Source organism: Paenibacillus sp. Lou8.1 (assembly GCF_024213565.1).
In the GTDB taxonomy this organism is placed as follows: domain Bacteria; phylum Bacillota; class Bacilli; order Paenibacillales; family Paenibacillaceae; genus Paenibacillus; species Paenibacillus polymyxa_B.
Genome location: NZ_JANAVN010000017.1, coordinates 18,280 through 42,104, shown reverse-complemented (window position 1 = coordinate 42,104; position 23,825 = coordinate 18,280). Strand labels below are relative to the sequence as shown.

Annotated in this window: 17 protein-coding genes and 2 pseudogenes; 4 read left to right on the top strand and 15 right to left on the bottom strand. The window is 42.8% G+C overall.

Going from position 1 to position 23,825, the window contains the following annotated elements:
• Positions 1-27: 27 nt before the first annotated feature.
• Positions 28-1,257: a multidrug effflux MFS transporter gene (locus tag NLX78_RS21935; RefSeq protein WP_254351497.1), complete on the bottom strand. Its 1,230-nt coding sequence runs from the start codon at positions 1,255-1,257 to the stop codon at positions 28-30.
• Between the two features lie 205 nt (positions 1,258-1,462).
• On the bottom strand, positions 1,463-2,512 hold the full coding sequence (locus tag NLX78_RS21930; RefSeq protein WP_069291960.1) for an NAD(P)-dependent alcohol dehydrogenase: 1,050 nt from the start codon (positions 2,510-2,512) through the stop codon (positions 1,463-1,465).
• A gap of 304 nt (positions 2,513-2,816) precedes the next feature.
• Here NLX78_RS21930 and NLX78_RS21925 point away from each other — a divergent pair, with 304 nt between their 5' ends.
• Positions 2,817-3,362 carry a TetR/AcrR family transcriptional regulator gene (locus NLX78_RS21925; protein WP_165179876.1) on the top strand — a complete coding sequence of 182 codons (546 nt, stop codon included), beginning with the start codon at positions 2,817-2,819 and terminating at the stop codon, positions 3,360-3,362.
• A 283-nt stretch (positions 3,363-3,645) separates the two neighbouring features.
• Here NLX78_RS21925 and NLX78_RS21920 read toward each other — a convergent pair.
• From NLX78_RS21920 to NLX78_RS21880, 9 genes and pseudogenes are all read right to left on the bottom strand, one after another.
• A pseudogene (locus tag NLX78_RS21920) lies at positions 3,646-4,074 on the bottom strand (alpha-amylase family glycosyl hydrolase); the annotation flags it as partial.
• A 65-nt stretch (positions 4,075-4,139) separates the two neighbouring features.
• On the bottom strand, positions 4,140-5,033 hold the full coding sequence (locus NLX78_RS21915; protein WP_250268367.1) for a carbohydrate ABC transporter permease: 894 nt from the start codon (positions 5,031-5,033) through the stop codon (positions 4,140-4,142).
• Positions 5,034-5,046: 13 nt separating this feature from the next.
• Positions 5,047-5,961, bottom strand: a complete 915-nt coding sequence (locus tag NLX78_RS21910) for an ABC transporter permease (protein WP_254351496.1) — start codon at positions 5,959-5,961, stop codon at positions 5,047-5,049.
• Positions 5,962-6,023: 62 nt separating this feature from the next.
• Positions 6,024-7,760, bottom strand: a complete 1,737-nt coding sequence (locus NLX78_RS21905; protein ID WP_367988603.1) for a type 2 periplasmic-binding domain-containing protein — start codon at positions 7,758-7,760, stop codon at positions 6,024-6,026.
• 324 nt (positions 7,761-8,084) lie between these two features.
• Complete coding sequence (locus tag NLX78_RS21900) at positions 8,085-9,743, bottom strand: extracellular solute-binding protein (RefSeq protein ID WP_254351494.1); 1,659 nt, start codon at positions 9,741-9,743, stop codon at positions 8,085-8,087.
• A 48-nt stretch (positions 9,744-9,791) separates the two neighbouring features.
• Complete coding sequence (locus tag NLX78_RS21895) at positions 9,792-11,198, bottom strand: response regulator transcription factor (RefSeq protein ID WP_250268361.1); 1,407 nt, start codon at positions 11,196-11,198, stop codon at positions 9,792-9,794.
• A 2-nt stretch (positions 11,199-11,200) separates the two neighbouring features.
• Positions 11,201-12,907, bottom strand: a complete 1,707-nt coding sequence (locus NLX78_RS21890) for a sensor histidine kinase (protein WP_254351493.1) — start codon at positions 12,905-12,907, stop codon at positions 11,201-11,203.
• A 611-nt stretch (positions 12,908-13,518) separates the two neighbouring features.
• Complete coding sequence (locus tag NLX78_RS21885; RefSeq protein ID WP_254351492.1) at positions 13,519-13,725, bottom strand: hypothetical protein; 207 nt, start codon at positions 13,723-13,725, stop codon at positions 13,519-13,521.
• A gap of 1,012 nt (positions 13,726-14,737) precedes the next feature.
• Complete coding sequence (locus NLX78_RS21880; protein ID WP_254351491.1) at positions 14,738-14,929, bottom strand: hypothetical protein; 192 nt, start codon at positions 14,927-14,929, stop codon at positions 14,738-14,740.
• 736 nt (positions 14,930-15,665) lie between these two features.
• Here NLX78_RS21880 and NLX78_RS21875 point away from each other — a divergent pair.
• From NLX78_RS21875 to NLX78_RS21865, 3 genes are all read left to right on the top strand, one after another.
• Entirely contained in the window at positions 15,666-18,515 is a 2,850-nt protein-coding gene (locus tag NLX78_RS21875) for an alpha-amylase family glycosyl hydrolase (protein WP_254351490.1), read from the top strand.
• Positions 18,516-18,691: 176 nt separating this feature from the next.
• A complete protein-coding gene (locus NLX78_RS21870) occupies positions 18,692-19,066 on the top strand; it encodes a Ger(x)C family spore germination C-terminal domain-containing protein (protein WP_302057470.1) in 375 nt (124 codons plus the stop codon).
• A 324-nt stretch (positions 19,067-19,390) separates the two neighbouring features.
• A complete protein-coding gene (locus NLX78_RS21865) occupies positions 19,391-20,392 on the top strand; it encodes a GerAB/ArcD/ProY family transporter (RefSeq protein ID WP_254351488.1) in 1,002 nt (333 codons plus the stop codon).
• A 95-nt stretch (positions 20,393-20,487) separates the two neighbouring features.
• On the opposite strand, the gene NLX78_RS26785 is transcribed toward NLX78_RS21865, so the two are convergent.
• The 4 genes and pseudogenes from NLX78_RS26785 to NLX78_RS21845 form a co-directional block, all read right to left on the bottom strand.
• The gene (locus NLX78_RS26785) at positions 20,488-20,601 is read right to left on the bottom strand and encodes an IS3 family transposase (RefSeq protein ID WP_148504410.1); all 114 of its coding nucleotides are present in this window, start codon (positions 20,599-20,601) and stop codon (positions 20,488-20,490) included.
• Positions 20,602-20,789: 188 nt separating this feature from the next.
• Positions 20,790-20,948, bottom strand: a complete 159-nt coding sequence (locus NLX78_RS21855) for a hypothetical protein (protein ID WP_254351487.1) — start codon at positions 20,946-20,948, stop codon at positions 20,790-20,792.
• A 127-nt stretch (positions 20,949-21,075) separates the two neighbouring features.
• Positions 21,076-22,041 (bottom strand): annotated as a pseudogene (locus NLX78_RS21850) (glycosyl hydrolase); the annotation flags it as partial.
• Between the two features lie 1,316 nt (positions 22,042-23,357).
• Positions 23,358-23,825: a nitrogen regulation protein NR(II) gene (locus NLX78_RS21845; RefSeq protein WP_069291945.1), complete on the bottom strand. Its 468-nt coding sequence runs from the start codon at positions 23,823-23,825 to the stop codon at positions 23,358-23,360.

Sequence of the window (23,825 nt, the reverse complement as noted above, 5' to 3'; positions counted from 1 at the left end):
CCTCCTCTTAAAGTTGCTAGCGACTGCTTAATTATTGGATTCAAAGCAATTTTTGCCGCCGGATAATTTTTTTATCCCTTTAACCAGAATGATATAGGTAATTATAGATAATAAACTGGTAGAAAAAATAATAATTCCAAAAGGTATGTCAGAATTTTCGCCTGCAATTCCCACAAGCGGAGACGTAACGGCACCTAACGCGAATTGTAAGGTGCCGAGCACGGCAGAAGCGCTCCCTGCAATATGCCCTTGCGACTCCATTGCTAATGTAAAAGAGATGGGTCCAATGATCCCAATGGATAAGGCGAATAAGAAGATCGAAATAAACATAGCTGATAATGCTCCATGTACTAGTACTATAAATAAGACCGCAGCGGAAGATATAAAAGACAGTATTAATCCGATCAAAAATAGTCGACTTTCCGTTACCCGGCCTGCAAGCAGCTTGACGAATTGAGATCCCAAGATAATAGCAAGGCCATTCAACGCAAACAGGATCGAAAACAGTTGCGGCGACACGCCGTATATGTTTTGATAAATAAATGGGGTACCTGCAACATAGGCAAAAACACCTGCGAACAATATGCCATTGACGAGAGCATATCCCATAAAATACCTCTTTTGGAACAAGCTGTTATAATTTTTCATCAACGAACGGAGACTGCTTGGAGCACGTTGCTGTACTGGTAAGCTTTCCTTTAACCCCCATATGGTTATCCCAGTTAATCCTATACCTAGCACCCCTAAAAATATAAATACACCTAACCAAGAGCTGTATGACATGACCGTACTTCCGGCCGTAGGGGAAATTAACGGAGCGACATTGCTTATCATCGTTAGCAACGATATAAACTTAGTCATTTCAATCCCACTAAACCGATCTCGAACAATAGCGCGCGAAATAACGAGTCCGGCGGACGCAGCAACCCCTTGAATAAATCTTAAAAACATAAACCATTCTATGCTTGGTGCAAAAGCGCATCCAATCGAGGAAAGGATAAATAATATCATGGAAATCAACAAAGGCCGGCGTCTTCCATAAATGTCGCTTAACGGCCCCATTATCAACTGTCCTAACCCTAATCCTAACAGGCTAGTGGTTAAACTCGCTTGAACGGCAGTTGCACTTGTTCCAAAAAAAACAGCGATTTGCGGAAGTGATGCAAGATACATATCGACAGTAAACGGCCCCAGCGCCGAGAATGTGGCCAATATTAGAGCAAAACCGAGAGAATTTTTTTGGGTCTTATATTTCATTCCTTTAACTCCTATGATTGATTAAATGCACATTCTTTAAGCCAACGCATTTGCTTTAGGTTTTGTCGTTTTATTACCCTGTGACAGTATACCCCTCCGATATACAAAGGGTCTTAGATAAATTTCGGAGATATGTCTTTTCCTTATCCAACTCAAGGGCACACCACCCGGCGTGCCCTTGATATTTTTTTGCTGCAATGAATCCCTATTCGTTCTCCATCGTGCTGATGTCGATGACAAATCGATACCGGACATCCGAAGCAAGTACGCGTTCCCATGCCTCATCAATCTGATTAGCGGAGATAACCTCGATCTCAGGCGTAATGTGGTGTTCAGCGCAGAAATCAAGCATTTCCTGTGTTTCCCGAATACCGCCGATTGCTGATCCAGCAAACGAACGACGATGCGGGATAAGAGAGAATACTTGAACAGGCAATGCCTCCGGCGGCGCACCGACATTAACCAAGGTACCGTCCACTGCCAGCAGTGATAGGTAGGCATTCAAATCAATTTTCGCGCTCACCGTATTCACGATGAGATCAAACGTGCCGGCCAGCTTCTTAAATGTCTCCGCATCGCTGGTGGCATAATAATGGTCCGCTCCTAGTTTCAAACCATCTTCTTTTTTCTTCAAGGTTTGAGATAAAACCGTTACTTCTGCTTCCATAGCATGAGCGAGCTTCACAGCCATGTGTCCGAGTCCGCCAAGTCCAACAACTGCTACCTTCTTGCCGGAAGCAGCACCCCAATGGCGCAGCGGAGAGTACGTTGTGATCCCAGCACATAAAAGCGGAGCGGCGACATCAAGATCAATGCCGTCAGGAATTCGAACCACGAAATCTTCCGTTACGACGATGTGGGTGGAATAACCCCCTTGTGTATATTGTCCATATCTGTCGATAGCTGCGTAGGTACCCGTATGTCCATTAAGACAATATTGCTCCTCTCCTCTACGGCAACTCTCGCACTCTCGACAGGAATCAACCATGCAGCCAACTCCTACTCGGTCACCAACAGTATACTTTGTGACTTCCGAGCCAACCTGGGCGACAACACCGGCGATCTCATGTCCTGGAACGATAGGATATTGGACTGGCCCCCAATCCCCACGAGCGGTATGGATGTCAGAGTGGCAAATACCCGCATACTTGATCTCAATGAGAACATCATGCTGCTTAAGATCTCTGCGCTCAATTGTAGTTAGTATGAACGGACCTTCCGGACCGAACACAGCACGTGCATTAGCATTAATCATATATAACCTCCAGTGAATACAATTTTATCTGTTAGTCCTTTTTTAGAAATTAGTAATGATTATTCACATTTTTTTATTAACTACCAAGTGAACATGCCTCCTTTCTAAATTTAAGTTCTCCTTTTAGGTAATATTAGTGAACCACAAAGAGCGGATAAACAAAACTTGTTGTTTTATCAACTAACGTCTATTATTATTAAAAAGAAGCCTAAGTTCAATGGTTAAAAAAGCGCAATTTGTTGAAATAACAACAACATCACGAAAAGTGTTCATTATTTTGAGTTGGTCAGGGGGAAAAGACTAAATGATAAAAGTAGATCGGAGAATTCTAAAAACGCAAGAATCCTTGAAAAAAGCCGTTATTGAACTGATGGCTGTAAAAAACTTCGATGACATTACCATTCAAGACATTGCAGACCAGGCAAACGTAAACCGTGGTACGATTTATCTTCATTATCAGGACAAATATGATTTGTTGGATAAACTGATCGAATCACACATGAATGAATTAGGCGAAATGGATGAATGGGCATGTAAGCTGGATTGGAGCAATGGACTTGTACCTTTTTTTGAGTATTTTGAGAAAAATTATTTATTTTTTTCGACTATGTTAGCCAGTAAAGGAGCCCCCTCTTTTAGAACTCGTCTTCTTGATTATGTTATGGGAGGATTCAGAGGTGAGATTGATAGAGAAAGTGGAAGAAATGTGGATTTAAATGAAGACGTTATGTTGCAATATGCTGGTACCGCTTATGTAGGGGTAATAGAATGGTGGATTAGAAATGAAATGCCGTATCCGCCACAAATCATGGCTGAACAAGTTGGAGCCTTATTGGAGAGAAGTCTATAGAGGGTTAAATAATAGGTTTAAATAGAGTCTATACTGATTGAAGATAACTGCCCGTTAGTTTATCAAAAATGGAGCAGCTACCAACCGGCAAACTGCTCCATGCTATTTTCAACTAACGTTTCTCGTTTGTTCAATGATATATCAGTAATCACTTCGCCAACTCCCTTAAATTATCCATTTATACCATAATGAACAAGATTTTCGTAGCTCAAGCCTTGTTAATCTAATATGTTCAAATTGAAATACCATTGAAAACTCACTGCCGTCCGGGTTGCTATACAATTTGGTTTACAGAAAAAAGATGTAAATAATATTGTCCTATCTCGGGTACCCATTCCCAAGCTGAACCACCCATATGGAACCCAAGTCGTTTGGTGGCATTTCTCCAATGCCATCTCTCCAGACATAATAGTCATGGTACGGATTTTCTTTACTTTTTTTGCTTCTTGAAACCAGGGATGCTCATCATATCATCCAAAGATCCGAACATCGGATCGATATCCCGATAGTCCGAAATATCATAACCAAAATCATCCTGAGGGGATTTACAAACTGGTGATAGCCAAATTGCTCCGACACCGAGTTGCTGCAAATAGTCTAGACGGGAAACAATTCCTTTCAAATCGCCGATTCCATCACCATTACTATCTTGAAAACTACGTGGATATATCTGGTATACAACGATTTCTTTCCACCAATTTTTATTTTTCATTGTTCATTACAACCCTTCCAATACACGAATAGGTGTTTTTATCTCAATCAAGTCACAGCATACAATTACTCTTTTACCGATCCTACAACAATTCCAGTCACAAAATATTTTTGAAGCAGCGGATAAATCAGCAGCAGCGGGATGACAGCGACTACGATTTTGGCCGCATTTAGATTTTTGTTTGAAATTTCAGTCAGGTTGCTGAGTTGTGCTGAGTTGGTGCCGGATTGAAGAAGTTCCGCAATATCCACGTTAAGAGACTGAATATAAGTCATTAGCGGATAATTGCTGACTTGGGTCATATAGATCAAACCGCTGAAGAAATCATTCCACGTTCCCACGATACTGAATAGTGCTACCGTCGCCAGCGCAGGGATGGACACGGGAACATACACTTTGAACAGGACCTGGAGCGGATTCGCCCCATCGATGAATGCTGCTTCTTCTAGCGCCTTAGGTACAGCAGAGAAGAAGTTCATGACAAGGATGACACTAAATATAGGGACAGCTCCCGGTAGAACAAGCGACCAAATTGTATTAAGCATATCGAGGTTTTTAATCAGTAGATAACTCGGGATCATCCCGCCGCTGAACAGCATGGCAAAAATCATGACATTCATATAAATGTTTCTGCCCCTAAATTCCCTTTTCGACTTGGAGAGCGGGTATGCCATTAAAATAATAAGAATCATGTTGAGAAGAAGTGTGAGCACAACACGTAGAACAGAAATGCCAAAGGAACGCCAGAACTGAGCATCATCAATAATTTTCGTATACGCTGCTGTTGTAAAATTGACCGGTACGAGACCTACAGCATTAGCTGACACGGCCTCGCTGCTGCTAAATGAAATCGCAACGATATTCCATAACGGAAGAAGGCAGATCAATGCCAGCAATATGACGATGGCATTGATGACAAACCGGCTAATTCGATCTTTTAGGCTTACAGAATATGACATGGGCTGTGCCTCCTTAGAATATTTTTCGGTCGGTGTATTTTTTGGCCAAATGGTTGGCGAACAATAGCAAAACAATACCGATCACTGACTTGAACAGGCCAACAGCCGTACCGAAGCTATACTGTCGCCCAACGAGCCCAATCCGATATACATAAGTATCTAGAATATCTCCCGACTCATAGACAACCGGATTATACAGATTATAAATTTGATCGAAGCCGGCACTCAAAATATTGGTCAGACTCATCACTCCCATGAGCAGGATAATAGGCAGCATACCTGGCAACGTAATATGCCATACTTTTCTCCACCAGCTGGCTCCATCCATTCCTGCCGCTTCGTACAGACCCGGATCAATCGAAGTAATTGCAGCCAAATAGACGATGGAACTGTAACCGAACTCCTTCCACACGTCTGTCCCAATAATCAGCGGCTGGAACCAGGTGTTGCTGCCGAGAAAATTAATATTCTCCAGACCGAAGAAAGCCAAAATTTGATTCACAATTCCATCCAAACTGAACATGTTAACAACCACGGACGCTAGAACTACCCAGGATAGAAAGTGTGGCAGATAAACAATTGTCTGAACGGATTTTTTAACGAATTTGATGCGAATCTCATTTAACAAAATGGAAAAAATGATAGCCATCATGGTTCCCAATAGAATCTTGGCAATGGCAATCACCAACGTATTACTAAAAACCTGTGCGATGTCCGGCAGCTTAAACATATAAATAAAATGCTTCAGCCCTACAAATTCGGAGCCAAACATCCCCTTGGCTGGTATATAATCCTGAAACGCCGTAATGACACCGACCATCGGAACATAGCTGAATACCAGCAAAAATAAAATTCCCGGAAGCATCATCAGATGATACATGGCACCCGTGCCCAACCGACCTTTTGCTTTATCATTTCCCTGTTTCATGGATGGACCCCTTTCCTGAAGAAAGGCTGCGTATCGCAGCCCTTCTAGCAGTTCATGATTATTTATTTATTGGATGCGGCCTCGTCTTCAATTTCCTGAATTACCTGGTCACCGCCTTGTTTCTTCCAATTGCTAACGAAAGTATCGAAGTAATCCAGAGATTCTGCACCAGTCACGATTTTGATGAAAGATTCCTGCTCCATCTTGGTCAGATTAGCCCATGTCTGTTTCATGCTTGGTGTAGTTCCAGAGAAAGCGGGTGTCATCCAAACGAATTTGTTTTCCTGTGTCAGTTTGTCGATGAGTCCCACTCCGTTGATACGCGAGTGATATTTCGACCAGGCTGTTACGTTATCCGTATCCATATCGCTCAAGTAGGTTTGGATACTTTCAATATTGTTCTTTGATTCGGTTGTCCGGACCTGATCCAGACTAATCTCCCCTTTAATCCCGCGAACAACGTCAGAGTAATCATCCAGCAGCGAGGTAGCCGAGTTGACTTCAATATTAAAAGGTCTGGTAGAACCGTCTACGCCGTTCTCTTGATACTTGGCGGCTTCTGGCATAGATGTTTTCACATTTTTATCATTTGCCAGTTTATCGTAGAAAAGGTTTACTATTTTAACGGCGAGTTCCGGGTGTTCATATCCTTTTCTCACAACGATAAACTGATTGGCTGGATTGGCGTGTGCCACGTGTACCTTTCCGTCTGCATCCTCCAAAGTGTAAGCCGTGAATTTCGCATTCTTATCCATCTGCTTCACGCTGCTCAGACCCCAGTCGGGAATATGCCATGGTCCAAAAGCAATACCGCTTTGGCCGTTGGTGTACAGTGCCGTAATATCATCAAATGTGCGTGTTCCAAATTGCGGGTCGATGATGCCTCTCTTGAACCAATCTGCCATGACGCCTAACATCTGCTTGGTTTCCTTTGTTGTCGAGCCATAAACAATGCTGCCATCCTTTCCCTTCATCCAGTATTGAGGGAATGCACCCTTGGTGGAGGCAACTCCCAGCATGGTATAGGCGGAACCATTATAGTCACTTGTATTCAGGGTGTTCACAAAGGGAATACCTACCGGTTTCCCGGATTGGCCAGGATCTCTTTTCAGGAATTCCTCGGCCGTTTTCTCCACATCATCCAGCTTGATGGCCCCGTCTCCGTCTGCGTCAAGTTGGATTCCCAGTAAATCCAGCCAATCCTGACGAACCCAGACCATGGTTGGCGCGGAATCTAGGGAAGTAGCCGGAAGTCCCATTAAACGTCCATCTATCGTCGCATTATCTAATGCACGGCCCTCATAAGATTCGTAAATGTTCTTGATGTTATCTGTGGCATACTGTTTGTAAATTTCCGTCATATCTTCAATCAGATCATTATCAACCAGTTCTTTGAGTTCATCCTTGGAATCGACACGCATCATGTCAGGCAGTTCCCCAGAGGCGATGGCGAGAGAAACCTGACGGCTGTAATCTTCTCCGTTGGCTTCAAATTGGTCTTTAATCTGAGCGTTAAACGTTTCTTTGACCAGCCGAGTATACGCGTTGTTCTCATACGTATCTCCAGCCGGCAGTTTCGGGTTGGCTGTAGTCACACGACCCATCGTTACGGTTATTTCGTCTTTATAGGCACTGAATGGGTCTCCCGGTGTTGCCTCATACTTGCCCGCTTCCTCCGCAGTAGGAGGGTTGAAGGAACCCCCACAGGCTACAAGGGTTGAAATCATCAGGGCAGACATCGACAGCACGGCCAGACGTCTCGTCAACATGTTTCTTTTTATGAACCATTTAGTTCTCATCACATTCGATTCCCCTTCGTTCTGAATATTTCTCTATCGTTGTTGTTTACGCTTTCATTATAAGACTCGGAGAAGACAAATCGAGATAGGGATTGAACGTCTGTTTGGATAGAGAAATGTATACGGTTTCATTCGGGATCATGAAGCCATAGTCGCCTTGTAAGCATTTATCCTACCTACCGACATACATTTGTCTATCCTTACTTACTAATCAAAGTGAAGAACAAAAAAACCGGCAGCTCCTGAAACAGGAATCTGTCGGCTTGATTAATGGATTTATAAAAGTGTCGTGTAGAATTTATCGTATCACATTCATGATGGTCTTCAGCGATGATTATGGGCTACGGTCACCTCCACAGTCACTTGATCGCCCCCTTGTTCCTTCCATTCCTCGACAAATTGATCAAATGAATCGATTGGTTCAGCGCCTAAAATAATTTTCAAAAATGTATCATGTTCCAGTTTCGATAGTTCACCCCAAGCCTTCTCCATCGTTGGAGTTCGTATATAGGTAAGGCTTCGAACTTTATGGATGTTTGGATCGAAGAAATTTCTTCCGCCTACAAGAAGCGAATAACTCCGCATAAAGCTGTCGCTGTGTTTATTCCAATAGGAAATACCATGTTGATCATAAGGCTTCAATTTGGTTTGTTTTATCGTCGAAACCAAGTTTTCCAGTAATTTGTATTCAGACTTGCCCTTGAAATCGGCGGGTGTTTTGGTTCCCATCAGAATATCCTGCACGGCCTTCGATTCATATCGTGCCTCATCTGCCGGAGCAAAGAAATTGCGGCTCAGCATAAAACGCGTACCGTACTTGAACTCATCACGAAGGTACAGATTGTTAATTTTAATGATCGCTTCGGGATGAGCATATCCTTTTCGTACCACCAAGAATGAACTTGACGGATTATCCACCTTCACATGGTATGCTCCGTTTGCATCCAGCGGGAGTGCGTATGCTTGCCAGTTCGCCTTCGGCTCGTTCTGCCAAGCGCTCGGAAGGGGCCAGTACCCAGCATAGAAACCTTGAAAGAACATCCCCGCCTGACCGTTAATGACTGTTTCCTCCGCTTCTTTGCGGATGCCCATTTCTGGATCGAGAAGGCCTTTGGCGTACATTTCACGCAGCTTGACCAAGGCGTCCTTCGTTTCCGGTAGAACCGAACCGTATACAGGTTTTCCATCTTTGCTCAGCCAATATCCCGGGAAAGATCCATATGCTGCGAAGATCGGCGTTAGATCAAAAGCAAAAGCACTGTTGTTGAAATCGTTATACAGTCCAGTGCTTGAAGCAAGGCCAATCGTATCCCGCTTACTGTTTCCATCCGGGTCATTCTCCACAAAGGCCTTGGCGATAGCTTCCAGGTCATCGGCCGTTTTCGGCGGCTTCAGTCCAAGACGATCCAGCCAATCCTGTCGAATCCAGAGCATGCTGAAGTCTTCCGCTGTCACAGAAGGAACAGCCATCATCTTGCCATCGAAGGTCACTTGTTCCATAGCCAATCCGTTTGTGCTATCGATGATTTTTTTTATTTCCGGTGATACGCTGCTATTGTATGCCTCGGTTAGATCTTCAATTTCTCCAGCCTTGATCATCTCGTTCAGCTGCACCTGATTTACAATCATGGTATCCGGCAGATCATTGCTGGCGATAGCCAGATCGATTTTCTGACCCAGATTTTCCTTCGACACCTGCCATAATACCTGGACATCAATGTTGAGGTTTTGTTTAATCATCGTTTTCCACATATTCTTCTCAAGTGTTTCTCCTCCGGATAGATCCGCGCCTGTTGGGTCTACCACATATCCCAGCCGGATGGAAACGGGATGTTCATATTTCCCCAATGGATCGGCAGTAGCAGTGTCCGAGATTGTTTTCGTTGATCCCATTGGTGATTCCCGGAAGTATGGGCTGCTGAAATATACTGTCCCTGTAATTAAGCTGACGACAAGAACACACGCAGCCATCTTCTTAATCATCGCTTTCCCTTCTTTCGCCCGGATTATTGACTCATCTGGGAGAATACGCTATTTATCCCCTCTGCCGAGCTGTCGATATTCGCTTGGCAGCAGACCTGTCAATTCGCGAAAAATTCGGCTGAAATATTTTTCATCCGTATAACCCACTCGCTCCGCAATCCAGAAAATCGTGTTGGTTGTATTCAATAAATACTCTTTAGACTTCTCTATTCGTATAAATCGGGAGTACTCATTAAAGGTTTTCCCCATCAAATCCTTGAAGCATTGACTGAAATAGCTTCGGCTGATGTTCAGTTGTTGGGACAGACCTGAAGCTGTAAAAGCTTGGTCCAAATCATTTTGCATGATCATAATCGCTTTTTTCACGGCGTCTACAATTTCTTGTGAATACGAAGTCTGTTCATCTGCCTTACGAATGCCCACAGAGGTCTGCTTGATCCAATCTTCTACCTCGTACCAGGATTGAAAAGAATGGATCATTGAGATTCTACCCAGCGTGGTCTGAGCAAAAAGGTGATTCCATTCCATAACTATAGAGTATAGCAAACCCATCAGCTGGCCTTTATGCAGTCTTAGTGATTTGAACTGTTCAATCAGTTGGTTGTAGTAACTGTCGTTGTGGGTCCATGGTGATAGGAACCAACTTTGTTTAATACGATCCATGTCTTCATCCTGCGGTTCTATTGGAAATGAGTCCTCCACATTCATCGAAACGGAAATGACAGGATCACAAGGATTGTATGCATAGAATAAGGACGTTTCTGTATAGTTCATAATCCAGTTTTGGATTTGCGACCATGTTCGCTCTTGTACATCGGACAGAACCAGCAAGGCGCCTTGGGGAACTTGATCCAGGTATTCCTTCAGTTTACGGAACAGCTGATCCTCTACGTCCATGGGTGCCGTCCACATCCAACTGTTCCGTTCAACCTCCCAACGGATCTCATCTACATTGGATGTCAGTTCAATCGGCCAGTTCTGTCCTGACTTGCGATCCAGTGAAACAAGTGCATACACATGGCGATAAAGGACATTGGTCTCACTTAGCAGCGGCAGCTTTCGTCTTGTATTCGCCAGCTCGTCAATCCGGGTATGTATTCGATGCAGCACGTGTTCGAATTGCTCTTTCTCGAGCTGAACTTTGGCTATATAATCGATGGCTCCCAGCCTAAGCGCTTCCTGGATATAATCGAAATCTTGATGCAGTGTTAATACGACAATATGTAGTTCTGGATAGAGCTGCCTGGCAGCTCGCATCAGTTCAATACCTGACATTACCGGCATCGCGAGATCCGTCAACATCAGATCGACCGGTTGGGATTTCAGAAAATCCAGTGCTTTCAACCCGTTACTTGCTTCTCCTACAACCTCCATATTGAACTCGTTCCACGGCATCGCGGAGCTTATTCCTTTTCGTACCAATTTATCGTCATCCACAATCAACACCTTAATCATCCTCAGACATCTTCTCCTTTGATAGGAAGTATGAGCAGTATACTTGTCCCTGTACCCAATTCACTTTCGATCACCAGTTGTGCTTGATCTCCGTACTGTGCCCTCAACATGCGGTGGACATAATTGAGTCCGATGCCCATCCCTACTTTTTTATGTTCAGCTATACGATTGTTCAGAAGTCTTTGAATCGCTTCCTCGGTCATACCTGCACCATTATCCTGTATTAAAATATTCAGCGTTTTGGCGAGTGTAACTTCAATTTGTATAAAACCTTCGTCACTCAGTCCATGATAAAGTGAATTTTCAACCAACGGTTGCAGAATAAAACGAGGCACAGGTATTTGTAGCACTTGATCATCCGCTGAAATACGCACGTCAAATTCAAAGTCATATCGAATTTGTTGCAGGATTAGGTACTGTCTTAGCGCATCAATTTCCTCTTCCATCGTGGATACTTGCCCTAATTTACCCAAATTGTAATACAACAGCTTGTTCAAGGATTGCACCAACTTGTCAATCTCCCCTTGTCCGTTCATAACGGCCAGCCAGTGCACAGTATCCAGCGTATTCATCAGAAAGTGAGGATTGATCTGATATAACAATTTTTCCACTTCCAAATCTGCACGGATCTTCTCTTTCTGCTGCACTTCCTTGAACAGGTCGCCGATTTGATGCTGCATATTTGAGAATTCCCCCAGCAGAAAGTCAAATTCGGGAATTTGAGTGCGGATCTGGCTGCCTGCCTTTTGTGGATTCTGAGACATTCCGTTAATTTCCGAATGGAACAGACCGAGTGGTTTGTAGACGGTCTTCCACAGAAGCCAAGCAAGAAATACGGTAAAGCCGAAAAAAAATAAAGCGACCAGTAATATTTGAAGCAGCCACTGGTTTTTCTCCTGTTGATACTTAGCCTGCGAAATTACCGATATGACGCTCCAATTCTGAGAGGAGTCCTCCTTAAACCAATGGTAATCACGGGATATTCCATCTTTTGCAGTACCTTTCGATAAGCTGGAGAAATTCTCCCCGACCTTCATCGTTTCTGGAATTTCACTGTAAACAATGTTGCCCTCACCATTCAGGATCAAATGCGATAAAGCTCCTTTGTATTGATTGTAATCCAGTATATCCTGTGTAAGTCGAAAGCCGGATTCGACGTAAATATATACATCGTCCCTTTGAGGCAGTTGTACCTTTCGCATAGCAGATAAAACGAGCTGATCATCAAATCGGTTCATACTGATATGGGGACCATAGTACGCAATGCCATATGATTTGAATAGCACAGGCAAAGACTCGGGGGAAAAACGATCTTTGATGGGAAAGTTAGCGAACTGTGTAGTGCCTTCTTTCTGGAAATAGTATAAGGTCAGACCTATATTCGGATTAGTAAACGTTACGACATTTAACTCATTCTTTAATTCATCTCTAGCCTCAATCAATTCAAATATATTAGAGGAAGGCTTCAAGACTTCATCCAGTTTCTTACCTAATGTACCTCTATATGACAATTGCTGAGTAACATGATTCAGGTTGTTAATTGAATTCTCCAGTGATAAAGTTACCTGCTGTAGATTGCTCCGAATTCCATCATTGATTTTATTCGCAAAAATGGAATCAATGGTATAGTAAGAAATTACAAATATACTAATAAAGGGGATGAACGCGCTGAGAAAAAACAATAAAAAGATTCTTTTTTTAAGTGTCATTCCGACCCATTCTCCTTAGGTAAATGAAACAGCAAGCCCCTGGTTATGGAGCTTGCTGTTTATGAACAACAGCTCTATCAATTATCGTATTCCTCATAGGCAGCGACCTATTTGAAAATTGGTGACAGCTCAATCCGTTTCATATTGAAAAAATCAGAATACTTCCATCTCTGTGAGGTCCAATTCTGTTCATAATTATAGATTGATATTCAAATATGTCAAACGCTTTCATGGAATTCATAGAGCTTATTCTCTCTTCCTCTTTGCAGACATCGATTTGTCGTGTTTAATTGCTTATTGTAGTCCTTCCGTTCATCACGAACCAAAAAAAGAAGCGACATCATTCCAAGGTTTTTCTTGTCTTTATGTGTTTTCTTCTGTTTTCGGCTCTACCTGTCCTTGTTTTTCCAGTGTCTGTCATTCTACTTAGATTTTCTGCATACAAAAAAAGGCTCCCTCCGTTGTTCTTCAAATATATATACTTGCTGAACTCCTTTGTCGGCAATTGTTTTTCCTTAATATCGATTTCAATAAAATTGTTCTCCGGCTAGATTGGGAGCAGACACCAGTAACGCGGCCTGACGATTCATATTTTTCCTTCTTTCTGAGGTTTAGCTGTAAACCTCTTGTCCCAGCACCCGATTTACAGCCTTGATAAAGGCAAGATATCTACCATCGGTATCGTTCCGATGAGGAAGTGCCAAAAGCATTGTCTCTTCAACCTGGTTTTCGTCTAACTCATAGCTGTTTGTCAGGATTTCTCTGATCTCATCGACGGGTGTACCGAGAGCAAACTTCTGAGCTGCTTTAGACATCATAATTCTCATGGATATCCTTCCGTGTCACCTTCTGCAAATCGGTAAAATCATATATTTTTTTACGGAATGCAGCACCGGCAGCACAATTGAGATCAGACCCGCAATTGTTAAAATTTCATTCATCCCCACACCTCTTTCCCTATCACTCAGTTGACAGCTTAGCCGATGAAACAGACGAACAAGGTAGTGCCCATCTCACATGCTAAACCTCCTTATCCTCCTTACTTCTGAGTTCAGCGTAACATTTTCACCATTAGTTTAGGATTAGGGTTTTCATATAGGTATAAAGATCATCTTAAGATATAGATGGCAGATGAAAAATAAAGAGATCATGCTCCATAAGAGCATGATCTCAGGCTGTCGAGAAACCCCCTGTTTTTTTGCAGGGGGTTTAAAACTGTCTTAGTGGTCTAAAAACTAGGGTCCTCAGATCGTTTTAAATCGATTTTTGTTTTAAAAGATGCGTCTCCCCATATAAAAATAGAATTGTCGAAAAGTCCTCTGGACTTTCTCGACACTCTGAGATCATGCTCCATAAGAGCATGATCTCTAATTACATAATGGTATTGTTACCTAGCCATCATCTCCAACCTGAAGCCAAACGGTAACCAACTCCGATATGTGTTTGAATAAACTTTGTTTGAGATGATGTTTTTTCTATTTTTATCTCAGCGTTGCCATAATGCCATCCTGTGCCCACCCTCTATTATATCTCTCTCAATCCTTAGTATATCATGAGCAAAATCAGTACCGTATTACGAATTTGCCTACAGCATTAAGATTGTATTAAGATCCGCTTTTATGTAATAACATCCTTAAAGAAGCCTCAAAATCCTGATTCTGTCATAGCTTTCTCAGTGGAAGGATAGCAGCACAAAATAATATAAAAAACTTTCTCAGGCTGGTTAAGTACGAATTTCAAATGATTTTCGTTTTTTTTGAAAATACAGTCAATTTTTCCTGTTTGTAAAAAAATCAAGATTGCACGTTGCTGCAATCTAGCTACAGCGTATTAAAGGTTCCACTCATGAAAAATAATACCATCCTTCGTCCTTTCCGGGAGTCCGTAGTTTGCGACAGCCGATAGCTTCGCATCCGAACCGTCTAACTGCCGAACATTGGCATTCGCCTGTGCTTCGGGATTAAAGCCAATCGTTTGCAACAACAATGCGACAAAGAGAACGATACTCCAGGTTCGTCTCAAGATGGGGCTTGCCCTCCTCCTCATACTAAACTCTCCTTTTTGATTTTATTTTACGACCAACCTCTCTTGGGAGATTAGGAGTAAATAAAAGAGGCTAAAAAAGCAAAATGTATAAGCTTTTAAAGGGGCAATCGTTTGCACATAATTGTAATTAGAGACATGATTTCACTTATTCAAAAATTTGTCAATGCTTATATTAAAGATAAATTCCTAACGGCTTCCCCACCTGCTCCTTGATCCGTTCACTCCACTTTCTTCGTTTAAACATACGCTTTTTTCTGAAATCCATCTTTTCACTGTTTTTAGCCAAAGCCATCAAAGACCTTAAAAACAGAAGTAAAAGTAAGCCGAAACAATATCATGAAGAAATGAAAGAAAAACGTAAATCCAGCAAAAGAAAGTCAGACATAAGTATTACGTTGAAAAAATCATCCCCTTTTCAGTACTAAAATATAAACTCTTAAACCCTAAAAATATGTCCCTAGCAATGCATTGACCAGTAAAAGTATGGATGATATAATCATAAAAGGAAAAAATCATTGATATAGAGCCCTGTGTTAATGGGCTTTTCTCATAGTTTATTTTGTAAGCGCGTACAATGATTATTTTCCATATATACCGTGGAGGAGGCGATAAATGAATCCATTTTATCAAAATAAATGTCTTTCTTTTTTTAACTTTTAATGCAACCGATTGCATTATCTCCCCCACTAAATATTATCAGGAGGTTGTTAACTTGCTAAGGAAAAAAACTAGGAGTTTTATTTCTTGGTTGATTATTTTATCACTTTGCTTCAACTTCTTCGGTTTACCCGGCGTAGCTTCGGCCAGTAACACCGATTATACATCCACCTACACGAATTCCACAGCAACTGCCCTTCCATCGACAACCGCTTCTATCACGTCTACCGTAACCGCAACGTATGCACCTACCACAACCCCTCAATCAACTCAAAGTGGGTTAACGGTTCACTTTAAGAAACCTTCAAGCTGGAATTCAGCGATTCGAATCCATTACTGGAATCTGAATCCGACAACCGTTCCGATAAGCGGGGCGTGGCCGGGAATCCTGATGAAGCCGGATGGAAACGACTGGTACAGCTACACCATTGCCGAGGCGACAGGCTCAAGTCTCATCTTCAATGACAGTAGCGGCAAACAGACGGCCGACTTGTCCCGCAGTGTGAAAGAGGGCTGGTATTACACAGATAACACATGGTATGATGCCAGCCCGGAAATGCCTAAAATGCCGGCGATTTCCGCCTCTCCTGTACCCAAAACTTATGATTCGTCCCAAACGGTGACGCTTTCCAGCACCAACAGTGACGATAAGATTTACTATACGATAGACGGTTCGACACCTACGACATCCTCGACCTTGTATACCTCTCCAATCCAAGTTGCTTCCTCTTTGACCATTAAGGCCTTCGGTGTCAACTCAATCGGTCAAACTGGAAATGCATCCTCTTTCGCTTATGTGATTGACCTAAATGCAGATCTGCAAGCTCCGACAATCACAGCGAATTTGCCTGCAGGGCATTCCGATTCCTCAGTGACTGTATCCTTTAACCTGAAAGATAACAAGGCGGCAACGACCAAGGCATACTATACGGAGGATGGTACAGAACCAACCACAAGCTCAAAAGTCTATATCCTCGGCAACGCGCTGGCCGGATTGACTGGACCGTCTATTCTTATCTCCAAGACCACGACATTAAAATTTCTCGTTATAGACGGTGCTGGTAATCAAACCAAACAGAGCTTTGTTTATAATATTGGAACTAAGGGGGATTTTCGGGAAGATACTATTTACTTCGTGATTACTTCCCGGTTCTATGACGGTGATTCGAGCAATAACGTGCACGCATGGGATGATGGAAAGGCGCGCAATCCAGATTCGGACCCAGCTTGGAGAGGGGACTTTAAGGGGTTGATTCAAAAGCTCGATTATATCAAAGCCCTCGGATTCAGCGCCATCTGGATTACACCTGTTGTGCAAAATGCCAGCGGTTATGATTACCATGGTTACCATGCTTTAAATTTTGCCAAAGTAGACCCACGGTATGAATCGGCGGGAGCTTCTTATCAGGATTTGATCAATGCGGCCCATGCCAAAGGGCTGAAGGTTATTCAGGACATCGTCGTCAATCATACGGGTAATTTCGGTGAAGAGAATCTGTATCCCATGTTCAAGAAAGATCCAGCTAAACCCGATACCGCTAACAACTTGGTGAAGACTACGGATAAGTTGCCGCCAAACTATGATTCCATGACACCCGATCAGCAGTATCAGGCAAGGCTCGCCTTAATGAAGTCAGAGGGGACGAACAATAACATTTACCATACAGAGAAAAGTCTCTCCTGGGAATCCTATACTGTTCAAACCGGTCAGATAGCGGGCGATTGCGTGGATTTGAACACGGAAAACCCTGCAGTTAACAAATATTTAATTGATACCTACAATCACTATATAGACATGGGTGTTGACGCTTTCCGTGTCGATACGGTGAAGCATGTGAGCCGGTATATTTTCAATAAATACTATATTCCTGCCTGGAAGACAAGAGGCGGCTCGGATTTCTATATTTTTGGAGAAGTAGCCACTCGTTACAGAGATGTCTGGAACAGTGGAATTCCAGCGATCTCGACGCCATTCTATACTTGGAAAAGCTCAAAATCGTATCCGGGCGATGGAAAGAATGACTACGCCTCCAATAAAGCGTCAGTTGAACAAGAGTGGGCGGACAACTCTACTACAGCAGGACAGCCAACCTCGAACAATGCTTTCTTAAACGGAAATACCTATCATACGCCTGACTATTCGATGAAATCGGGCATGGATGTGATTGATTTTCCAATGCATTGGGCATTCAAGACTGCACAGGAAGCATTCAGTATGAAAGGTGGCGATCAATACTATAATGATGCTACCTGGAATGTAACCTATGTCGACTCGCATGACTATGCGCCCGACCAGGCTCCGGAAAATCAAAGATTTGCGGGCACACAGGACACTTGGGCCGAGAATCTCGATCTGATGTTCACCTTCCGCGGAATACCCGCTATCTTCTATGGCTCCGAAATCGAGTTTCAAAAAGGGGCAACCATTGATACAGGTCCAAACGCACCGCTAAGCAAAACAGGACGGGCATATTTCGGCGATCACATGGAAGGTAGTGTTACGGTACAAGATTACGGCAAATACACAAATGCTACTGGCACGCTTGCGGAATCGCTCAATCATCCTCTGGCGAAACATATCAGACAGCTTAATTTAATCAGAAGAGCTGTACCGGCCTTGCAAAAAGGCCAGTATTCCACAGAGAATGTATCGGGCAATCTGGCGTTTAAGAGAAGATATACCGACAGTGCCAAAGGCATTGACAGCTTTGCATTGGTCACGATTTCAGAAAACGCCACGTTTACCGGAATTCCGAACGGAACCTATGTGGATGCGGTGACCGGTGATTCCAAAACCGTTACTAATGGCAAGATTACCCTGACATGCTCCGGCAAAGGAAATGCAAGGGTATATGTATTGAATGGCAGAGGTGGAATTGGAGAAACGGGAACCTATCTGAAGTAAAAAGCAGTATGTCTTAGTTAACTGAAGCAACCTCAGTTCGGTATTGCACCGTGCTAAGGTTGCTTCATTAAAAAGTAGATCCAAGAGAGAGTCGGATATTGCTCTGGACTAAATTTCTGGTTTTATGATTTGGAAGATGCACATCAGCAAATCGCTTCTAAAGCCAGAAGCTATCGTTGAAATGGACGAGACATACTTTCTGTAATCGGAAAAGGGCAAGAGGAACATCATCGAACGCAAGCCAAGCTATAGATGTGACTGAACCGGCTGAGCTTCGAAAGCTTGAACTGCTGCTAAATGAGAAAATCAAAGACCGCATCCGCCGAGCTGTGGTCGTATCTAAGACATTGAAATCAGATGTTTTTCAGTTCGCAGATTATATTAAATGGAGATATCCCGGGAGATGGAAGGACCTTAGGCCTGGGTGGGGAAAGCGTTACGCTGACCAGGTGAGAGTAGATCCTAGGGTTAATATTTCTGTTAAATGGTTCGGTACGTTGCAAAGACCTCAGTGGAACAGAATCCTGTCGGATACGGAGGAAGACAAATGATTATGATCGCCATTGTTATGGTGCAGTAGGTATTTTAGAATGGAGATACCTACGGAAAAATAAACGTTCTATGCGTAGTGTCATGATTCTGGCGTGTTTATGGCTAGTCATATTCACCGGGATGGAAGTTACTTATGCCCTAAAGGATCGGTGGTCCCTTGGTCTGGTTACCTCGTTTATTTTTGAGCCCATACAGAGGTTCTTATTCATCGGAGATTGAAGGAGGCCCCATGGGAAAAATAACATCGCTTCAGGTGTACATGTTCTTTGCTCAATTCCTTTTCTCATGTACGATCGGGTTCTTCATCAGCCCCTTGGTTAAAAATGCCGGATATATGTCTTGGGTGTCCGGTATTACTCGGAAGTCTAATCGGGCTTCTCATAGCTTATCTAACTTATAGGTTATGTCTTCGCAGGCCTACACATTTTCTTGGACAGTACGGAAAGGACATCTTGGGCAGAAGGATCCATTATCCGCTGTTTCTGATCGTCATCTTTGTCAATCTGTTCTCAGCCGCATTTATCATGCGCCAGTTTATTGACTTTGTCGTACAAATATACTTACCTGGGACACCGGACTGGCCTATAGCAATTTGTGTAGCCCGAGGGGTTCGTTCAGGCCCAGTTGCGTTATTTCAAAGCGCTCAAGGCGTCTTAAGTTTAATCTCAGTTCTGGCATTCCCCCTATTCGCCTCGAAAGAGATGAATATAGACATGGCCATTGCATTGGTTACAGCTGGGCAACCAGCTGGAATATGGAATGGTACAATGATCGTCGTGGCCCTGTTCAGCGAAATGGCTTTTATCGTGTATCTATTTCCGTATTTTGTAGGGACTGATAAGTTAATGAAATCCCTAATGGGGGCTACGGCTACAGCTGTTGTGGTTATACTTGCTGTCCTGCTACGATGCTTATTGTTATTTAGTTCAGAACTAACAGCAAATCTAACCTATCCGACATTAGAATTGATTCGTTATATTCATGCGGGGGTTTTCTTGGAAAATTTGGATCCGCTGCTGATTATCTTTTGGCTGTTTAGTATATTTCTAAAGATATCTCTCTTCCTGCTTATATCCGTAAAGGGATTTGCTCACTTAGTTGGAATGAATGATCATAAACCGTTTTCTTACATTATGTCTGTTGCCATGGTGGTCATGTCGATTAATATGTTCAAATCTACGGCTCACTTGGAGGATGTTACGAATCGGAGTGAGGTGGCATTTCTTCTTTTTACAGGAGTGACTCCAGTCTTATATTATCTGGTGGACCGGATTCGTTTCGGTAAGCTGAAGAAGAACACTAATCAACCAGAGACCGACAGTTAAAGAATACCTATTAAGAAGTACTTCGATATTGTAATGACAAAAAGCCTGAAAATTGGTCATCCCCCTGTCAAGTAGACAGGACTAAAAAGACATGTTTAAGCAGCAACCGCTTCTCGGTATTCAGCCGGGGAACGGTTGTTTAATTTTTTCTGAAATCTACTTTGGTTATAAAATGAAATATACTCGCGTACCTGTTGTTCTGCCTCCATCTTTAACTCCAAGGAGACTGCCGAAAGGGTTGTCCCTTTTTGGCCATGAAAAAATCCCCTCCGTTCAACAAGATTAAATCCATCTTACCAGATGTCTTTTTTCTCTTGTCTACTAAAAGGGGATAATACCAGTGCATCACTTCAGCATAGCGTTTTTTTAAATTTCATTCAATCATTGCAATTCACAATTACCCTTTTAATAACTTATCTTCTTTAATAGAAGCTGTAATCTCTTTGATCTCCACTTCATCATTCAATCTTTGCAGGTTCATTGGCATAGAGTCTAAATACTTGTACTCCCCAATCCTAACGGAGTCTTCTGTCCAATTCCCCTCTTTATCTTTCACAAAGACTTCTCTTATTTGTTACCGTCAAGGTAAAACTGCCCTGCGTCGGTATGATCTTGTCGGAGATCAGGTAACCCGTATCCGCAAAAGAGGCCTTGGTTGTTCATTGTGCACTTACGACACACCGTTAATTGTTTTGGCCGTAATGATCTACATCCGGTAACTCATCGAGCGTGATCACGTTTGGATGGTTAAACACTTTGTTCAAATGCTCCCGGCTGTTGTTTACGCCATCGGTCAGGAACTCTCCCGTCCAGGTAGTGAACCAGCTCCAGTTCGTTCCGTCACTGGAGAGTAAATCCGGATCCGGGATCGCGCCGTTCTCGGTTAATGCGACCAGCTTCTGGTTGTTCACAAGCGAGACGAGTGCATCATACTTGTCAGTGACCGGACTATAGTCGCCCGCAGACGGATAATGATCCGTACTCACGATGTCTACAACATCGTTTCCCGGGTACCACTCCGGTGCGCTAGAGTTCCAGACCCAAATCAAATTGTTCAGATCATGCACGTTCGTTAAGCGGTCGTACACCAGGTGGTAAAGTTTCTTTGACGGCTCCGGACCTTTCGCGCCCCACCAGAACCATCCTCCTTCCGCTTCATGCAACGGCCGGAAGAGCACGGGGATTTTCGCATCTTTTAGCTTTTGAAGCTGTGCTGCAATGGCATCGATATCCCGCAAAATAAGTTTATAATCCTCGGATTCCGGGTGATCCAAGGCGTAATCAACGTCGAAAGTGGTGGAATCCCCGAAGAATCCCTTGTACCACTCTTTACCGGGCTGGTCAATTAAACCCTTCGGCGCGTTCCAATGCCATACGACGGTGACAATACCGCCTTGGCTGTGCCAATCGATCGCATTCTCGATCTCGGAGGAGGAAGCGCCGTACTCGACTCGAGACGGTGAATAATCCATCAGGTCGAATCCGACAATGGCTGGCTTTTTACCAATCGCGTCCTGCATCCAACTAATGTTAGAACTGTTCTGCTGACCGGATAGTATACTCTTGCCGTATTGATCGACCAGATAGCTCATCAACGATTTGGCTTCAGGCGAAGCGTTGGGATTAACGAGTGTCTTCCTAACCTGATGCTCCTCAGTGACCGTCGATTTTTGAAATTCGGCCACCCCCCCGTTCAGAACGCCTGATCCTGCTTCATACACAGCTTCAGACACGCTAACCGGTTCTTCGGATGCATGGGCAAAATAGTTGATATTACTCTCTGCTCCTGCCGTCATTGGTAGCGAGAATAATAACGCTGCCCCGGTCAGGGAGCTGATCAAGCTCTTCGTTTTTTTGAATGAATTCATATTGGTTATCCTCCTAATGTTTATATCTTGCTGTCTGTTATCGCAAGATAAGGTCTGTTATGTGAGAAACAAGATTTTATCAAAGGACCTAATCCCACGATCTCAAGTATTTATATTCTGTTTTAGCCCCCTTTTTTTGTGCATAATATAATCCATTTTTCTAGTACACTACCTCCTTCCCTAAGGATCGGCTGGTTGACTGATACCATCAATCGCAACGTACATTATTTTTTTGTTTAGCGAGTTGATCCCATCTTCCTATATGAAAAGGCTTTTTGGCGAATCCTCAATTATATCGACATTAAGGAAAAAAATTGAAATAGTTCTATTGGAGTGAAAAATATTTCGTATAACAACAAACTATCAATTTCTGCAAAGAGTGGTAGAGACTAAGTATGTGATAAAGAAAATATTGCCGTTTCATTTTTATGAATCTTTAATTCACCCTTATGAATTTTGATTTAAATTATTGTTATTCTTGTACTATATAGTGGATTCATACTCACACACATAAGTGGTGAAAACGAATCAGTTTACTTCTTCCACGCAGCTCGAGGACGAACAGATCAAAATGAAGATAACGGATGCTGTAAAGAGGTAAGAGGAATCTACGATTATCGACGGGTCAAAGTATGGATCGAGAATACGCTTGATGAACGAGATGAGGAGTTAAGCTGTTATACGTAAGAAAAATCCTTATTACGCTATTTAATATTTAATGGACATAAAACCTATCTGCCATCAAAGACCTTTATAACAACGAGATTATCGCCTATTAGATCATGTAGAAATGACTTGAAATTTCTTTAACCATTTTCAAATCAGAGTGTTTTAAACGCTACACTTTTCGACAGGTGAAAAAGTGGAACATGTTATCTAATTAACGTCTATCCATAAAAACTAATATTCTCTGCATAAAATTAAACAACCTAAGACCGTATAAATATCGGACTCAGGTTGCTTAAATATTGCTTTTTTTATTACTGTTTACTTGATAGGGGTCATTTCAAACAGATGTCTTTTTTCTCTTGTCTACTAAAAGGGGATAATACCACGATTCGGGCTTTTAGAGTATAACTACTCAAAGAAGCATTGAACTATATCTTGGGATTAGGTAAAGATGAAAGTTCTTCCTTTTTTTTATCAAGCTGCTTCTCAATCCTTAGTAGCTCCTCTTCCGCCTTCCGATAGGCTTTCTCAGCTTTTTCAATCTGTTGCTCGTATTCCTTCCTACGCAGCATGGGAATTAAGACACAATCGTACACCAATTCGTCTCCCTGCTCTCGAATCACAGCATTTAAAAGAACGGGAAGTGTTCCGCCGCTACCCGTTTTCATCATTAAATATATCTCATCTACGTGATGATTAAGCCGAATCAACGGTAAAAAATAAACCTGAAAGAAAATTTGGCTGGACCGATTTAGCAGGGATTCAAAACTGATACCGTTTACCCCTTGTTTTTCATATTCTAACAAGCGACACAGCGTTGCATTGACGATGCGTATTGTCAGATTTTGATCCATCGACAAATAACCGCAGGGGGCATGATCCAACCGTTCGTCCAT

Coding starts and splice junctions, on each gene's coding strand:
- NLX78_RS21935 (WP_254351497.1), bottom strand. CDS start 1,257: ATGAAATATAAGACCCAAAAAAATTCTCTCGGTTTTGCTCTAATATTG.
- NLX78_RS21930 (WP_069291960.1), bottom strand. CDS start 2,512: ATGATTAATGCTAATGCACGTGCTGTGTTCGGTCCGGAAGGTCCGTTC.
- NLX78_RS21925 (WP_165179876.1), top strand. CDS start 2,817: ATGATAAAAGTAGATCGGAGAATTCTAAAAACGCAAGAATCCTTGAAA.
- NLX78_RS21915 (WP_250268367.1), bottom strand. CDS start 5,033: ATGTCATATTCTGTAAGCCTAAAAGATCGAATTAGCCGGTTTGTCATC.
- NLX78_RS21910 (WP_254351496.1), bottom strand. CDS start 5,961: ATGAAACAGGGAAATGATAAAGCAAAAGGTCGGTTGGGCACGGGTGCC.
- NLX78_RS21905 (WP_367988603.1), bottom strand. CDS start 7,760: ATGAGAACTAAATGGTTCATAAAAAGAAACATGTTGACGAGACGTCTG.
- NLX78_RS21900 (WP_254351494.1), bottom strand. CDS start 9,743: ATGATTAAGAAGATGGCTGCGTGTGTTCTTGTCGTCAGCTTAATTACA.
- NLX78_RS21895 (WP_250268361.1), bottom strand. CDS start 11,198: ATGATTAAGGTGTTGATTGTGGATGACGATAAATTGGTACGAAAAGGA.
- NLX78_RS21890 (WP_254351493.1), bottom strand. CDS start 12,907: ATGACACTTAAAAAAAGAATCTTTTTATTGTTTTTTCTCAGCGCGTTC.
- NLX78_RS21885 (WP_254351492.1), bottom strand. CDS start 13,725: ATGATGTCTAAAGCAGCTCAGAAGTTTGCTCTCGGTACACCCGTCGAT.
- NLX78_RS21865 (WP_254351488.1), top strand. CDS start 19,391: ATGCCGGATATATGTCTTGGGTGTCCGGTATTACTCGGAAGTCTAATC.
- NLX78_RS26785 (WP_148504410.1), bottom strand. CDS start 20,601: ATGGAGGCAGAACAACAGGTACGCGAGTATATTTCATTTTATAACCAA.
- NLX78_RS21845 (WP_069291945.1), bottom strand. CDS start 23,825: ATGGACGAACGGTTGGATCATGCCCCCTGCGGTTATTTGTCGATGGAT.